Annotated in this window: 11 protein-coding genes; 5 read left to right on the top strand and 6 right to left on the bottom strand. The window is 70.0% G+C overall.

The window, feature by feature from the left end; translation table 11 throughout:
* The first annotated feature begins 119 nt into the window (after window positions 1–119).
* Complete coding sequence (gene sepH / locus AB2L57_RS12055; RefSeq protein ID WP_292815033.1) at window positions 120–1,157, top strand: septation protein SepH; 1,038 nt, start codon at window positions 120–122, stop codon at window positions 1,155–1,157.
* Window positions 1,158–1,166: 9 nt separating this feature from the next.
* Here the strand turns inward: sepH and AB2L57_RS12060 are convergent, their stop codons facing one another.
* Entirely contained in the window at window positions 1,167–2,318 is a 1,152-nt protein-coding gene (locus AB2L57_RS12060) for an alkaline phosphatase family protein (protein WP_409047190.1), read from the bottom strand.
* Window positions 2,319–2,373: 55 nt separating this feature from the next.
* Between AB2L57_RS12060 and AB2L57_RS12065 the strand changes: the two genes are divergently transcribed.
* Complete coding sequence (locus AB2L57_RS12065; RefSeq protein WP_409047191.1) at window positions 2,374–4,821, top strand: DNA topoisomerase (ATP-hydrolyzing) subunit A; 2,448 nt, start codon at window positions 2,374–2,376, stop codon at window positions 4,819–4,821.
* A 21-nt stretch (window positions 4,822–4,842) separates the two neighbouring features.
* Here AB2L57_RS12065 and AB2L57_RS12070 read toward each other — a convergent pair whose 3' ends face one another.
* Window positions 4,843–6,921 carry a type IIA DNA topoisomerase subunit B gene (locus tag AB2L57_RS12070; RefSeq protein WP_409047192.1) on the bottom strand — a complete coding sequence of 693 codons (2,079 nt, stop codon included), beginning with the start codon at window positions 6,919–6,921 and terminating at the stop codon, window positions 4,843–4,845.
* 168 nt (window positions 6,922–7,089) lie between these two features.
* Between AB2L57_RS12070 and AB2L57_RS12075 the strand changes: the two genes are divergently transcribed.
* Complete coding sequence (locus AB2L57_RS12075) at window positions 7,090–7,308, top strand: hypothetical protein (RefSeq protein ID WP_409047193.1); 219 nt, start codon at window positions 7,090–7,092, stop codon at window positions 7,306–7,308.
* Window positions 7,309–7,356: 48 nt separating this feature from the next.
* Here the strand turns inward: AB2L57_RS12075 and AB2L57_RS12080 are convergent, their stop codons facing one another.
* The 4 genes from AB2L57_RS12080 to AB2L57_RS12095 all read right to left on the bottom strand — a co-directional run bounded on the left by AB2L57_RS12080 (window position 7,357) and on the right by AB2L57_RS12095 (window position 11,894).
* Window positions 7,357–8,100, bottom strand: a complete 744-nt coding sequence (locus AB2L57_RS12080; protein ID WP_292813666.1) for a hypothetical protein — start codon at window positions 8,098–8,100, stop codon at window positions 7,357–7,359.
* Window positions 8,097–9,416, bottom strand: coding sequence for a MurT ligase domain-containing protein (locus tag AB2L57_RS12085; protein WP_409047194.1), 1,320 nt, complete (start codon window positions 9,414–9,416; stop codon window positions 8,097–8,099). Before AB2L57_RS12085 ends, AB2L57_RS12080 begins: the two co-directional genes overlap by 4 nt.
* Before the next feature lie 6 nt (window positions 9,417–9,422).
* The gene (locus AB2L57_RS12090) at window positions 9,423–10,751 is read right to left on the bottom strand and encodes an RNA polymerase sigma factor (RefSeq protein WP_409047195.1); all 1,329 of its coding nucleotides are present in this window, start codon (window positions 10,749–10,751) and stop codon (window positions 9,423–9,425) included.
* Window positions 10,752–10,964: 213 nt separating this feature from the next.
* Window positions 10,965–11,894: a proteasome assembly chaperone family protein gene (locus AB2L57_RS12095; RefSeq protein WP_292813673.1), complete on the bottom strand. Its 930-nt coding sequence runs from the start codon at window positions 11,892–11,894 to the stop codon at window positions 10,965–10,967.
* A 123-nt stretch (window positions 11,895–12,017) separates the two neighbouring features.
* Here AB2L57_RS12095 and AB2L57_RS12100 point away from each other — a divergent pair, with 123 nt between their 5' ends.
* The gene (locus AB2L57_RS12100; protein ID WP_409047196.1) at window positions 12,018–13,484 is read left to right on the top strand and encodes a leucyl aminopeptidase; all 1,467 of its coding nucleotides are present in this window, start codon (window positions 12,018–12,020) and stop codon (window positions 13,482–13,484) included.
* Window positions 13,484–14,857 carry a dihydrolipoyl dehydrogenase gene (gene lpdA / locus AB2L57_RS12105; RefSeq protein ID WP_409047197.1) on the top strand — a complete coding sequence of 458 codons (1,374 nt, stop codon included), beginning with the start codon at window positions 13,484–13,486 and terminating at the stop codon, window positions 14,855–14,857. Before AB2L57_RS12100 ends, lpdA begins: the two co-directional genes overlap by 1 nt.
* Window positions 14,858–14,902: the final 45 nt, after the last annotated feature.

The raw sequence follows: 14,902 nt of genomic DNA on the forward strand, positions 1-14,902 counted from the left end.
GTGCTCCGGCGACATCCGCCGTCCTCTCCGAACCCACGGCGCGCCCGCGATATTCCCGCATCCGGACGCCGCCCGTGACACGATGGCCGAACACAAACGATGCGGAAGAAGGCGTTCGCATGCAAGAACTCAAGGTCATCCGCACGGAGGACGATCGCCTCATCGTCGCCAGCGACAACGGTGAGACGTTCGCACTGGTCATCGACGAGGTCCTCCGCGCCGAAATCCGGCGCGCCCGCGCGCGCGCCGAGGTCGACGACACCCGAGCCGCGCGCCCGAGCCCACGGGAGATCCAGGCGCACATTCGCTCGGGTCTGTCCGCCCGCGAAGTCGCGCAGCTGCTGGGAGCCCGCGAAGAGGACGTCGCCCGCTTCGAGGCCCCCGTCCTCGCCGAGCGCGAACACGTCGTGGGGCTCGCGCTCGCCGTGCCCGTGCTTCTGGGCGCCGTCGACGACGCCGATGCACAGCCCACGTTCGGTGCCGCCATGCGCGCCAAACTCGCCGAGGTCGGCGCCGCCGGCGAGCGATGGACCAGCTGGAAGGAGAAGGCCGGCTGGGTCGTGAAGGTGGAGTTCGCCGTGGGCGAGATCGAGCACGACGCCCGCTGGAGCTTCGATCCGCGGCGCAGCGCCCTCTCACCCCTGAACGCCGACGCAACGCAGCTGTCCCGTCAGGGGTCGCTGCCCGAGGGCCTGATCCCCCGCCTGCGCGCACTCGATCAGAATTCCTCTGCGCTCAAGGACGACTCCCGCTTCGACAGCGGCGCTTTCGGCCCGCGTCGCGATCCGCACCCCGCCGTCGCGCCCGCGACCGATGAAGCCCCGCCGCAGTCGGGCGCTGTTGATGCCGCCGTCAAGCGCTCGGCCGAGTCGCCGTCGACGAGCTCGGAGACGGCCGACCTGCTCGACGCGCTCAGACGACGCCGCGGTCAGCGTGAATCCGCGCCGAGCCTCTCCGAGGCGTCACCGGTGGCGCCGCACGCTCCCGTGGCCCTGTTCGACGCGCTCGAGCCCGGCTACGAGTCCGTGGACGACTCCGTCGAGACGACGACGCAGCCCGCAGAATCGGCAGCCGAGACCGGTGGCCGTCGGCGCGGACGCGCGTCGCTCCCGTCATGGGACGAGATCGTCTTCGGCGCGCGCGGCGACGGGGAGTGAATCCACACCTCAGCGAGTGGCGTAGGCGCCGAGTCTGATCAGAGGCACGAGTCGCTCGTCGAGCGTCAGAGACCCGTGCTGACCGACCATGTTCTGCGGTCCTTTGTCGGGCAGCCGGTCGTCGTAGTAGGCGACCCTCGCCCGCGCTGCGACCAGCACGTCCCCGAGGCGCGGCATCACCTCCGGATCCACCGACCCCAGGATCCCCGCCGAGATCGCCTCGGCGCGCGAGAGCACCCAGGATCGTGACTCTTCCGACGCCCGCCAACGGTGTGCCACCTGCTCGGCCTCGCCCGGTTCCGCGTAGACATGCAGCATCCGCGGCTCGCCCGCAAGCGCTGCCACGCCATCGAGGATCGCGTCGCCCTCTACGACGAGCACATGGCCGTGCCGCGGAACGTCGACCATGCCGTGGTCTGCGGTGAGCACCGCGCCGATGCCCAGGGCGGCCGCGTCGCGCGAGAACTCCCGGGCGGCGGCATCCACCTGCTCGAGCGCAGCGACCCATGCGTCCGACTCCCACCCGATACGGTGCCCCAGCGCATCGAGGTCGGGCGTGTAGACGTAGGTCAGACTTCCGGGATGTGCGCGGGCGGTCTCGAGAGCGAGGGTCAGTCGATCGGCGAACGATCCCGCCGCGAGGAAGTGCGAGCCCCGGAATGCCGCGCGCGTGAATCCGGAGGAGCGATAGTCCTCGCGGCTGACGACGAAACACGCGTGGCCGCGTCGGCTTGCGCGCTCGAAGAGCGTCTCGGCCCGCTGCCAGGTCGCCGGATCGAGGCCGTCCTTCTCCCACCCGGTGAGCTGATTCGACAGCACCGCCGTGCCGGGCACGCGCACACGGTAGCCGACGATGCCGTGTCGTCCCGGGGCCGCTCCCGTCATGAGGCTCGTAAGCGCGGATGCCGTCGTGGAGGGGAAGACGCTCAGGGCGGTGTCGCGCTTGGCCATCGCCTCGCGAAGGAAGCGCGCGTGGCCGGCCCGGGCAGCGAGGTTCGCCGCACCGAGCCCGTCGACCACCACCGCGATGGCCGATGCCACCGGGGGCAGCTGCTGCACCCCGAAGTCGGGCTCGGGACCGCCGACCGACGCCCACAGGCGTGGCATGACCTCGGTGAGGCTCCGGGCGTGCGCGGGCGGCGCCGGTAGCATGAGGGACATCGGGGCCAGTCTCGCACACCACGCGGACGGCCCCTCGTCTCGCCCGAAGGACCCCATGCCCGACTCCCGCACCGATCCCGCCGCCGAGCGCATCGAAGACGTCGACGTCTCGACCGAGATGCAGGGATCGTTCCTCGAGTACGCCTACTCCGTCATCTACTCACGAGCGCTGCCCGACGCCCGCGACGGGCTCAAGCCCGTTCAGCGCCGCATCGTGTACCAGATGGCCGAGATGGGACTTCGGCCCGACCGCGGGCATGTCAAGAGCGCCCGTGTCGTCGGCGAGGTGATGGGAAAGCTGCATCCCCACGGTGACGCCCCGATCTACGACGCACTCGTGCGCCTCGCGCAGCCCTTCTCCCAGCGCGTGCCGCTCGTCGACGGACACGGCAATTTCGGCTCGCTCGACGACGGACCGGCGGCCGCCCGCTACACCGAGGCCCGGCTCGCGGAGTCCGCGCTCGCGATGGCCGAAAGCCTCGACGAGGACGTCGTCGACTTCATCCCCAACTACGACAACCAGTTCCAGCAGCCCGAGGTGCTCCCCGCCGCATACCCCAACCTGCTGGTCAACGGCGCGAGCGGTATCGCGGTGGGCATGGCCACGAACATGGCCCCGCACAACCTCATCGAAGTGGTGGGCGCCGCCATCCACCTCATCGAGAATCCGGATGCCACCCTCGAGGATCTGATGGCGTTCGTGCCCGGTCCCGACCTGCCTTCCGGGGGCGTCATCGTCGGTCTCGACGGTGTCCGGGATGCCTATCGCACCGGCCGCGGATCGTTCAAGACGCGTGCACGCACGAGCATCGAGAGCCTCGGGCCGCGCAAGACGGGCATCGTCGTCACCGAGCTGCCCTACCTCGTCGGGCCCGAGAGGGTCATCGAGAAGATCAAGGACGCCGTCCAGTCCAAGAGGCTGCAGGGCATCAGCGACGTCGCAGACCTCACCGACCGCAAGAACGGCACCCGGCTCGTCATCGGGATCAAGACCGGCTTCGATCCGCAGGCCGTGCTCGAGCAACTGTTCCGGCTCACGCCGCTCGAGGACTCGTTCAGCATCAACAACGTCGCCCTCGTCGAGGGGCAGCCCCGCACCCTCGGGCTGCGCGAGATGCTCCAGGTCTACGTCGATCATCGCCTGCGCGTCATCACCCGACGCAGCGAGTACCGCCTTGCCCGCCGCCGCGAGCGACTGCATCTGGTCGAAGGCCTGCTGATCGCCATCGTCGACATCGACGAGGTCATCCAGGTCATCCGCACCTCCGACGACGGCGAACAGGCTCGCGCGCGGCTGATGGACGTGTTCGATCTGACCCGCGTGCAGGCGGAGTACATCCTCGAACTGCGCCTGCGTCGCCTCACGAAGTTCTCCCGCATCGAGCTCGAGTCCGAGCGCGACCAGCTGAAGGCCGAGATCGCGGCGCTCGAGGAGCTGCTGGCCAGCGACGTGCTGCTGCGACGTCAGGTCGCGACCGAGCTGGACGATGTCGCCGAGCGTCTGGGCACCCCTCGCCGCACGCTGCTCACCAACGCGGCGGCGACGACCGCACGCCCCTCCCGGACCGCCCCCGTGCTCGAGATCGCCGACGCGCCGTGCCGCGTGATCCTCAGCGCCAGCGGGCGCATGGTGCGCGTCGAGCTGGCGCCCGATCAGCCCGCGTCGGGGATCGTCGCTCCCACGCGCCGCGCCAAACACGATGCCGTGCGCTCACAGGTCGACACCACGACACGCGGCGACCTCGCCGCCGTCACCAGCGCAGGGCGCCTCGTGCGCTTCTCCCCCGTCGATCTGCCCAGCGTGCCGGGCAACTCTGTGCAGCCGGGGGCCGGCACACGCGCGGATCAGTACCTGTCCCTGCCGAAGGACGAACACATCGTGGCCCTGGTGCCGCTCGTGGATGCGCCCCCGATCGCGCTGGGGACCCGTCAGGGCGTCGTCAAGCGCGTCAGCGCGACCGAGCTGTCGAACAAGCACGACATCGAGATCATCGCGCTCAAGCCGGGCGACGCGGTGGTCGGTGCGGCACCGGCCGCCGACGACGCCGAGCTGATCTTCGTCGTGAGTGACGCACAGCTCCTCCGGTTCGACGCCGCCGCGGTGCGCCCGCAGGGTCGCTCGGCGGGTGGCATGGCCGGTGTGCGCGTGGCACCGGGGCAGGCCGTCGTGCACTTCGCCGTGGTGGACGCCACAGCATCCGACCCCGTCGTCGTGACGATCGCGGGCAGCAGCGCCGCCCTCGCCGGAACAGATGCCGGCTCGGCGAAGGTATCGGAGCTGTCGGAGTTCCCTGCCAAGGGGCGCGGCACCGGCGGCGTGCGGGCGCAGCGGCTGCTGCGCGGCGAGGACGCCATCCGCCTGGCCTGGGTCGGCGAGGGTCCCGCACGCGCGCTGGACGCCGATGGCGCGGTGCGCGCGCTTCCCGAGTCCGGCGCGAAGCGCGATGCATCGGGTGTGACGCTCGACGCCGTCGTCGCGAGCATCGGACACGCGATCCGCTGACGCGCGCCCCCCGCTTCCGCGTCAGGCGTCGATGCGCTCGCGCTCGAGGCGGGCGGATGAGTCGACGATGAACTCGCGGCGGGGCGCGACCTCGTTGCCCATCAGAAGCTCGAACACACGCCCCGCGTTCTCGGCATCCTCGAGCCGTACGCGGCGCAGCATCCGGCCCGAGCGATCCATGGTCGTCGTCGCGAGCTGATCGGCGTCCATCTCGCCGAGGCCCTTGTACCGCTGAATCGGCTCGTGCCAGGTGCGCCCGGACTTCTGCAGCTTCGTCAGCAGCGCCTGCAGCTCCTTCTCGCTGTACGTGTAGACCGTCTCGTTCGGCTTCGATCCGGGATGCCGGATGATGACGCGATGCAGGGGTGGAACCGCCGCGAACACCCTGCCGTCCTCGATGAGCGGTCGCATGTAGCGGAAGAACAGCGTGAGCAGGAGCGTGCGGATGTGGGCGCCGTCGACGTCGGCGTCGCTCATCAGGATCACCTTGCCGTATCGGGCCTGGGGCAGTTCGAAGGAGCGACCCGAGCCCGCCCCGATCACCTGGATGATCGACGCGCACTCGGCGTTGCTGAGCATGTCGCTGATCGACGCCTTCTGGACGTTCAGGATCTTGCCTCGGATGGGCAGCAGCGCCTGATACTCGCTGTTGCGTGCAAGCTTCGCCGTGCCGAGTGCCGAATCGCCCTCGACGATGAAGAGCTCGGATTCGGCGACGTCGCTGGAGCGGCAGTCCACGAGCTTGGCGGGCAGCGAGGAGGACTCGAGGGCGTTCTTGCGCCGCTGGGTCTCTTTGTGCGCGCGGGCCGAGAGCCGCGCCTTCATCTCGGCGACGACCTTGTCGAGCAGCAGTGACGTCTGGTTCTTGTCGTCGCGCTTGGTCGAGGCGAACCGGGCACCCAGCTCTTTGCGCACCACCTGGGCGACGATCTGGCGCACGGCGGGGGTGCCGAGCACCTCCTTGGTCTGCCCCTCGAACTGCGGCTCGGGCAGGCTCACGGTGAGCACCGCGGTCATGCCCGCCAGTGCGTCGTCCTTGTCGAGCTTGTCGTTGCCGACTTTCAGGCGCCGCGCGTTCTGCTCCACCTGCGTTCGCAGGACCTTCAGGACCTCCTGTTCGAAGCCCTGCTGGTGCGTGCCGCCCTTGGGCGTGGCGATGATGTTGACGAACGACCTCGTGATCGTCTCGTACCCCGTGCCCCACCTCACGGCGATGTCGACCGTGCATTCGCGCTCGACCTCGGTGGCGACCATGGCTCCCGTGGCCTGCAGGACGGGAACCGTCTCGGTGAACGTCCCGACGCCCTGCAGCCGCCATGTGTCCGTGATCGGCGCGTCGGCGGCGAGGAACTCGGCGAACTCCGAGATGCCGCCCTCGTACTGGTAGACCGTCTCGACGGTCTCGTCGCCGCGTTCGTCACGGACGACGATCCGCAGGCCCGGCACGAGGAAGGCCGTCTGGCGTGCGCGCGTCTCGAGCTCATCGAGCTGGAAGGCGGCGTCCTTGGTGAAGATCTGGCGATCCGCCCAGTAGCGGATGCGCGTGCCGGTCACGCCGCGTGCGGCCTTGCCCACGACGCGCAGTTCGCTGCGGTCCTCGAACGGAGTGAAGGCGGCGGAGGGGCCGGGCTCACCGTCGTCGGCGAACCTGCCCGGCTCGCCGCGGTGAAACGACATCGCCCACGTCTTGCCGCCGCGATCCACCTCGACGTCGAGACGCTCCGACAGGGCGTTCACGACGGATGCCCCGACCCCGTGCAGACCGCCGGATGCCGCGTACGATCCTCCGCCGAACTTTCCGCCGGCGTGCAGCTTGGTGAAGACGACCTCGACCCCCGACAGTCCGGTCCGGGGTTCGACATCCACCGGGATGCCTCGGCCCCGGTCACGCACCTCGACGCTGCCGTCGGCGTGCAGGATGACGTCGATCTCGGAGCCGTTGCCCGCGAGAGCCTCGTCGACAGCGTTGTCGATGATCTCCCAGAGGCAGTGCATCAGACCCGGCGAGCCGTTCGAGCCGATGTACATGCCCGGCCGTTTGCGCACGGCTTCGAGCCCCTCGAGTACCTGGAGGTGGTGGGCTGAGTACTCGGACGTCACAATCTCCCAGCGTACAAGCGCGGCCTCGACTGCCTGACCCGACACACGGCCGGCGTCGCCCGGCGTACGCGCTGAGCGAAATGTCACCGAATCGCGGCCTGGCCGTAACAAACCCGTGGTTCTATGGGACGATGTCGCACCCGACCAGCGATCCGAGGAGGCACCGAGATGACCACGCTTACGACTCCCACCGAACACGAGATCACCTACCGCCTCAGCGCTGCCGACCGCTGCGACTCGTGCGGTGCGCAGGCCTACATCGCCGCTGAAGTCAACGGCAGCGAACTGCTCTTCTGCGCACACCACGGGCGCAAGTACGAAGACAAGCTGCGCAGTGTCGCCACGTCGTGGCACGACGAGACGGCGCGCCTCATCGAGGCGGGCTGACCCCATACTCCGCGGATCCTTCGATCCGCCCCGAATCGGCCGTGACGCTCAGGCGTTGCGGCCGATTCGCATGTTCTCGAGCACGATGCGGTTCGCGGTCTCGGCATGCGCATCCGCACGGCTCTGGCGAGGATCGACCTCACCGGCACCGATGCCACGTCGGGCGAAGGCGCGCAACAGCACCTCGTCCGCGAGGCGCGGGTTGCGCGCCAGCACCGGCCCGCGGATGCCCGTGCCGACACAGGCGCCGATGACGGCGCCGTCCTCCCGGCCGCCCGCCACGAGGTTGCCGATGCCGGAGACAACGACGCCCAGCGGCTGCTCGGCGCCCGAGCGCACATAGTCGCGCAGGTGGTACTCGTAGCCCACGAGGCGGCCGAAGGCGGAGTCCACGGCCACGGTTCCCACGCGCCGCTCCGACGCGACGGCCCGTCCGGGGAACACGCCGAGCCCCGGGGTGTGCTCCCCCGGTGCGAGCTCGACCGACGCGCTCAGCAGCTCCCAGCCCAGACCGACGGCGACCAGCGGCACCCCCGCGGCGACCCATCCCGAAAGCTCGCCCTCGAACGATCGCAACGCAGCGAGGATCTCGGCTGCGTCGGCGTCGAACCCCGCCCCGATCGTGATGGCGTCCGGATGCTGCGCCGCAGCATCCGCGGATGTCTCGACGTCGACCACGGTGGCATCGACACCCCGCCAGCGGGCGCGGGCGGCCAGCACCTGCGCGTTCTGCGCATCGCCGTGGATATCCAGCAGGCGCGGTACGAGTGACGCGACGACGAACCCGCTCATCGCGCGCCCGCCTTCGCCCGCACCTCGGCGCTCGTGAGCCCGTAGTGCCCGCGGATGCGGCGCATGCTGCGTGAGGTGAACACGACGGTCTTGTCTCCTTCGGAGGGAGCCGGCAGAGCGAGGAACGCCTCGAAGGCCCGAATCAGGTCGGTGTCGACCGTTCCGAAGGGCACGCCGTCGTACGCGAGGCGATTGGCCATCGCGTCGGCCTTCGGCCCGCCGACGATGTCGACGTGACCCAGGGCCTCCGTGTGCACCGTCCACAGCCAGGAGGTGTCTTCTTCGGCGTCGCACACTCCGAGGAACACGCGCTCCCGCGCGGGACCGATCGCGTCGATGTTGAGCTGGAAGCTGGCGGTGTTCTGCACGAGCAGGCACTCGATGCGCTGGCCGGCGATCTCGACCGTCTCGCCCCGCCCGAACACGGGCTCGAGGGTCGAGAGTGTGCGGGCCGAGAGCGCCGCGTCGAACGCATCGCCGAAGACGGCGTGCGCCGTCTCGATGGCCGCCGCCGCGTCCACCGCGAAATGAACGCCGCGTGCGGGGAGGGTGACCGGCATCGACGCGCCACCGCGCGTGATCTCGGCATCTCGCCCCGACACCGAGAGGACCAGCGTCCCGTCGCTCGCCGGCATCCGCTCCGGCTCGGTGCGCACATAGCCGAGCCCGTAGGGCTGCGCATCCATCACCGTCCCGGCGACGCCGAATCGGTGGACGGCGACGCCCCGCTCGCCGGCCTCGACGGCGCGCGCCACCCGCGACAGCGAGGCGTCGTCGGCGTTGAGCACGACCGCCTGCGTGGCGCGTCCGGCGACGGTGCTCAACAGGCGGATCACCCGCTCGTAGGACTCGAACCGCGCAATGTCGTCGAGGTTGATGTTGGTGAGGGTCACGACCCTGGCCGTGTACATCCCGGCGATCTTCGCACCGAATGCCTCGTCCATCTCGAGGACGGCGATATCAGCATGCACCCGCCCGGCCCAGTCGCCCTCATCGAGCACGGCCGAGGTGATGCCCTGGGGCAGGTTCGCCGTCGACGAGTTCGTGAACACGCGCAGCCCGTGCGCGCGCAGCAGAGCCGCGACCATCTTCGTGGTCGTGGACTTGCCGGCCGTGCCGCTGATGACGACGACCCCCTCGGGGAACGAGCCGAGGACGCGCGGCAGCAGACCGGGGCTGATCCGGTTGGTCACCAGCCCGGGCGCGCCGGACCCCTTGCCGCCGCGCACGCGCAGCGCCCACTGCACACCCCGGCCGGCGGCCACGCCCACGGCGTCGCGTACCCGGCCGACGGCGCCCGCGATCGCGCCTGCCATCCCGGCTTACTCCAGGTAGTCGCGCAGCGACTGAGACCGCGACGGATGCCGGAGCTTGGCCATCGTCTTCGACTCGATCTGACGGATCCGCTCGCGGGTCACCCCGAACGTGTCGCCGATCTGGTCGAGCGTCTTCGGCATGCCATCGCCCAGACCGAAGCGCATGCGGATGACACCCGCCTCGCGCTCGCTGAGCGAGTCAAGGAGCGACTCGAGCTGACGCTGCAGCATCGTGAAGCCGACGGCGTCCGCCGGCACGACAGCCTCGGTGTCTTCGATGAGGTCGCCGAATTCGCTGTCGCCGTCCTCGCCGAGGGGGGTGTGCAGCGAGATCGGCTCACGGCCGTACTTCTGCACCTCGATGACCTTCTCGGGGGTCATGTCGAGTTCGCGGCTGAGCTCCTCGGGAGTGGGCTCGCGACCGAGATCCTGAAGCATCTGGCGCTGGACGCGCGCGAGCTTGTTGATGACCTCGACCATGTGCACGGGGATGCGGATCGTGCGGGCCTGGTCGGCCATGGCTCGGGTGATGGCCTGACGTATCCACCACGTGGCGTACGTCGAGAATTTGAAGCCCTTGGTGTAGTCGAACTTCTCGACCGCGCGGATCAGGCCGAGGTTGCCCTCCTGGATCAGGTCCAGGAACTGCATGCCGCGGCCGGTGTAGCGCTTTGCCAGCGAGACGACCAGCCGCAGGTTCGCGCCGAGCAGGTGGGACTTGGCGCGCTGACCGTCCTTGGCCACCCACGTCAGGTCGCGCCCGAGCTGCGTGCGCTTCTCGGCGTCGGAGAGGTGCGAGAGCTTCTCCTCGGCGAACAGGCCGGCCTCGATGCGCATCGCGAGTTCGACTTCTTCGGCCGCGTTCAGCAGCGGAACCTTGCCGATCTGCTTCAGGTAGTCCTTGACGGGGTCGGCCGTCGCGCCGGTGATCGTGGTGGAGTAGACGGGAACGTCGTCCTCGTCGCTCGACGAGATCACGATCGCGCCCGTGGGGAGCGGCTCACTCACCGGCTTCTTGGGTGCGTCCTCGTCGTCGTCGTCGCCCGAATCGTCGTCCGAGGCCTTCTTCTCGCCCGACGCGGACTCCTCCGACGTGTCATCGTCGGCGGAGTCGTCGGTCTCCTCGACCTCTTCGATCGCCTCGTCGGGGTCGACGTCCTCGTCGTCCCCTGAAGCCGAGGTCTTCTTGCTGGCCTTCGCAGGCGCCGCCTTCTTCGCGGCGGGGGCCTTGGCCTTCGCGGCGGGCTTCTTCGCCGCCGTCTTCGTCGCGGGCTTCGCCGCGGTCACGGTCGCCTCGTCGACGACGTCTTCGGTGGTGGTCCGGGAAGGAGTCACAATTCGCCTTTCACCGCCGCCCCTCGGTCCCTGAGTCGGGGGGCGTCCGGTCGGTTTCGGACACGAGTAAGACCCTTGTCAAGTCCTGGGCAGAGCATTCACCCTTGACAACGGGTCGGATTGTCCATTATCGCACACTGGATGCCGGCTGCCGACACCTGCGGGACTGCCGTTGTCAACGCGGCCCGTCGACTGGGCATTCCCCGGTTCGCGTCAGGAGAGTCCGGTGTGCTTGTCGTCGTCGCCCGCGGGGCGGGACGCGAGGAATCGCTCCAGCTCCGCCGCGAGTTCGTCGGCGCTCGGCAGCTCGACCTCGCCGAACGACGCCGCGCGCAGCGGCGACCCCGCCATGTACTGGTCGTAGCGCGACTCGAGGTTCTCGAGCATCGTCGCCAGCTCGTCACTCGCACCGATCTGCTCCTCGACCTTGGACAGGAAATCGAGGTTCGCCTCGCGAAGATCCTCGGAGGGCAGAGCAAGCCCCGTCGCGATGGTGATGCTCTCGAGCGCGGTGATCGCCGCCGCCGGATACTCGGCGTCGGCCAGATAGTGCGGGATGAGCAGGACGAAGCTCGCCACGGGCGTGTCGTGCTCGGAGAAGCGGAGCTCCAGAAGATGGCCCGCCGTCGCCGGCACCTGGGTGTGCGGCTGCCACACGGAGTGGGCGGAGATCAGCTCGGCACGGGTGCCGCTCACCGTGGTGCCGATCGGCCGAGTGTGGGGAACGGGCATCGCGATCGCGTGCACCCAGGTCACCGACGACACGGAGTACCGATCAGCCAGATCGAGGACGGCCGCGGCGAAGGCGTCCCAGCCGAAGTCGGGCTCGTAGCCCGTGAGGGTGAGGAACGCCTTGCCCATGGCATCGTGGGCGAGCGCCAGCTCCAACCGCGGCGGGCGGTAATCGGTCAGATGGTCCTGGTCGAAGGAGATCACGGGTCGCCGCGCCCGGTAGTCCAGGAGCGCGTCGTTCGAGAAGGCGATCACGGCGGAGGTCTCCATCGACTCCCGCAGCACGTCGATCACTTGGGAGACCGCGCTGCCCGCGTCGGTGAAGCCGGTCAAGGCGATCACGAGGGGCAGGCCCGCAGGCACATCCGGCGCGTCGTCCGCATGCGCGTAGAGGGGTCCGAACGAGGGCATCCCCCCACTCTACGAGGCACCCGGCGCGGTGGCTCGGACATGACGCGCGCTGACAGCGAACACGTCGGGCGCTCGGCGCGTGCTCCCCGCCGCCGGGCGCACGCCCGACCTAGGATGGTCCATATGCCGACGCCTCAGCTCTCGCACAGCACTGGTTCCGCACCCGAGATCGAGGCTGACGCGCAGCTGCTCCTCCTGATCCCCTCGCCGCTCGATGAGAAGGCTCTCGAAGCCTGGGCCGGCCTTTTCGACGCACTGCGGGCCGTGGAGTTCGCCGGCGCCGCGGGGTCTTTCTCCCGTGTTCCGTTCGATGGCGCGACGGTCGCCGTGGCGGGGGTCGGTCCCGGGAGGGATGCCGCCGCCTATCGCGACGCCGCGGGCGTCGGCCTGCGTGCGCTGGGAGGCGTCGAGGCGGTCGTGGTGAACGCGCCGGCGGCGCCCTCGGGCGCGTGGCGTGCGATCGCCGAGGGCGCGGGGCTCGGCGCCTATACATTCGCGTCGTACAAGAAGGACGGCGGCAAGCGCCGCGCCTCGACGGTGCGCGTCGTGTCCGATGACGATGTCGCGGACGACGATGTCGCGGCGGTGCAGTCGGTCGTCGACGCCGTCGCGCTGGTGAAGGATCTCGTGTCGACGCCCGCCGACCGGCTCGGCCCGCAGGACCTCGCCGACGAAGCCGTCACCGCCGTGCGCGACCTGCCCGTCGAGGTGACCGTGCTCGACGAGCAGGACCTCGCCGACGGCGGCTACGGCGGCATCCTGGGCGTGGGACGCGGGTCGGATCGACCGCCCCGGCTCGTGCGCCTGGACTACTCACCCGCCACCGCGACACGTCATGTCGCCGTCGTCGGCAAGGGCATCACGTTCGACACGGGCGGGCTCTCGCTCAAGCCCGCCGGATCGATGGTCGGCATGAAGTACGACATGTGCGGCGCCGCCGTCGCGCTGGCCGTCGTGCGCGCCGCGGCGCAGCTTCGCCTCCCCGTGCGGGTGACGTCCTTCCTCTGCATCGCCGACAACATGCCCTCGGGCCGCGCGACCCGGCCGGGTGATGTGCTGACGGCTCTCGACGGTACGACGATCGAGGTGCTCAACACGGATGCCGAGGGGCGGCTCGTGTTGGCCGACGGGCTCGTCGCCGCCTCGCGCGAGCATCCCGATCTGATCGTCGACGTCGCGACGCTGACCGGAGCGATCACGGTGGCCCTCGGCACGCGCCACGCGGGTGTCATGGGCGAGGGCGAGGCGGTGCGGGAATACCTCGAGGCCGCGACCCGCGCCGGCGAGCTCGCCTGGCATCTGCCGCTGCCGGCCCACATGCGAGACGACCTCGACTCCCCCATCGCCGACCTCGTGAACGCCAAGATCGGCGACCCCGCCGGCGGCTCGCTGTTCGCGGGTCTGTTCCTCCAGCACTTCGTGGGTCGTGTCGATGACACGGCGGATGCTGCGCGCATCCCGTGGGTGCACCTCGACATCGCGGGCGTCGGCATGAACAAGGGCGCGCCCTTCGGCGCCACGGACAAGGGCCCGACCGGAGCGACCGTGCGGTCCCTCCTCGCCCTGCTCGAGGGCGAGCGCAGCCGCTGATGGCCGAGCACACGGTCGATCTTGTCGTCCTCGGGGGTGGCAGCGGCGGCTACGCCGCCGCCATCCGGGCGGCGGAACTCGGCTCCACCGTCGTTCTGATCGAGGCCGACAAGGTGGGCGGGACGTGTCTGCACCGCGGGTGCATACCGACGAAGGCGCTGCTCCACGCGGCCGAGGTCGCGGATTCCGTTCGCGGTGCCGCGCATCTCGGACTCGACGCACGCCTGGACGGCGTCGACGCCGAGCGGCTGCGCGCGTATCGAGAGGGAATCGTCGCCAAGAAGTACAAGGGCCTGCAGGGACTGCTTGCGACGCGGAAGATCACGGTCGTGCACGGCCGTGGCGTCCTCGAACCCGGTCCGGCCGTGCGCGTCGGCCACGATCTCTACCGCGGCGCGAACGTCGTCCTGGCAACGGGGTCAGCCTCCCGCACGCTTCCCGGCCTCGAGCCGGGTGGCCGCATCCTGATGAGCGAACAGGCGCTCGAGCTCGGCGAGATCCCGCGGCGTGTCATCGTGCTCGGCGGCGGAGTGATCGGCGTGGAGTTCGCGAGCCTCTGGCGCTCCTTCGGTGCGCATGTGACGATCGTCGAGGCCCTGCCTCACCTGGTGCCGGGCGAAGACGACGTCCTCAGCAAGGGCCTCGAGCGAGCCTTCCGCAAGCGCGGCATCGAGATGAAGCTCGGTGCGCGCCTGTCGTCCGCCACCCAGAGCGACGACAGCGTCGAGGTCGTGCTGGAGGACGGCACGTCGATCGACGCCGACTACCTGCTGGTCGCCGTCGGACGGCGACCGGTGACGGAGGAGATGGGCTACGCGGAGACGGGAGTCGAGCTCGACGACGGATTCGTGCGCGTCGACGAGAACCTCGCGACCACCGTCACCGGCGTGTGGGCCGTCGGCGACATCGTCCGCGGGGTCCAGCTCGCCCATCGCGGCTTCGCACACGGCATCGCGGTCGCCGAGCGCCTCGCGGGACGCACCCCCAGCCCGGTCCCCGACCACCACATCCCGAGGGTCACCTACAGCGACCCGGAAGTCGCCTCCGTGGGGCTGACGAAGGCGCAGGCGATCACGCAGCTGGGCGAGGCCGCCGTCGTCGTCCAGGACTACAACCTCGCCGGCAACGGCCGCAGCGAGATCCTCGGAACCGCCGGCCTGGTCCGGGTGGTGCGCGAGGTCGACGGCCCCGTCGTCGGAGTGCATCTTCTCGGTGCACGCGTCGGCGAACTCATCGCCGAGGCCCAGCTGATCGTCGGGTGGGAGGCCCATCCCGACGACATCGCACCCTACGTCCACGCACACCCCACGCAGAGCGAAGCGCTGGGTGAGGCGTTCCTCGCCCTCGCCGGCAAGCCCCTGCACGCCCTGTAGGCGCGCACCGAATGCGCGTCAGTAAGCTAGAACACAGCATCGTCC

The organism is Microbacterium sp. HA-8, from assembly GCF_046111165.1.
Taxonomy (GTDB): domain Bacteria; phylum Actinomycetota; class Actinomycetes; order Actinomycetales; family Microbacteriaceae; genus Microbacterium.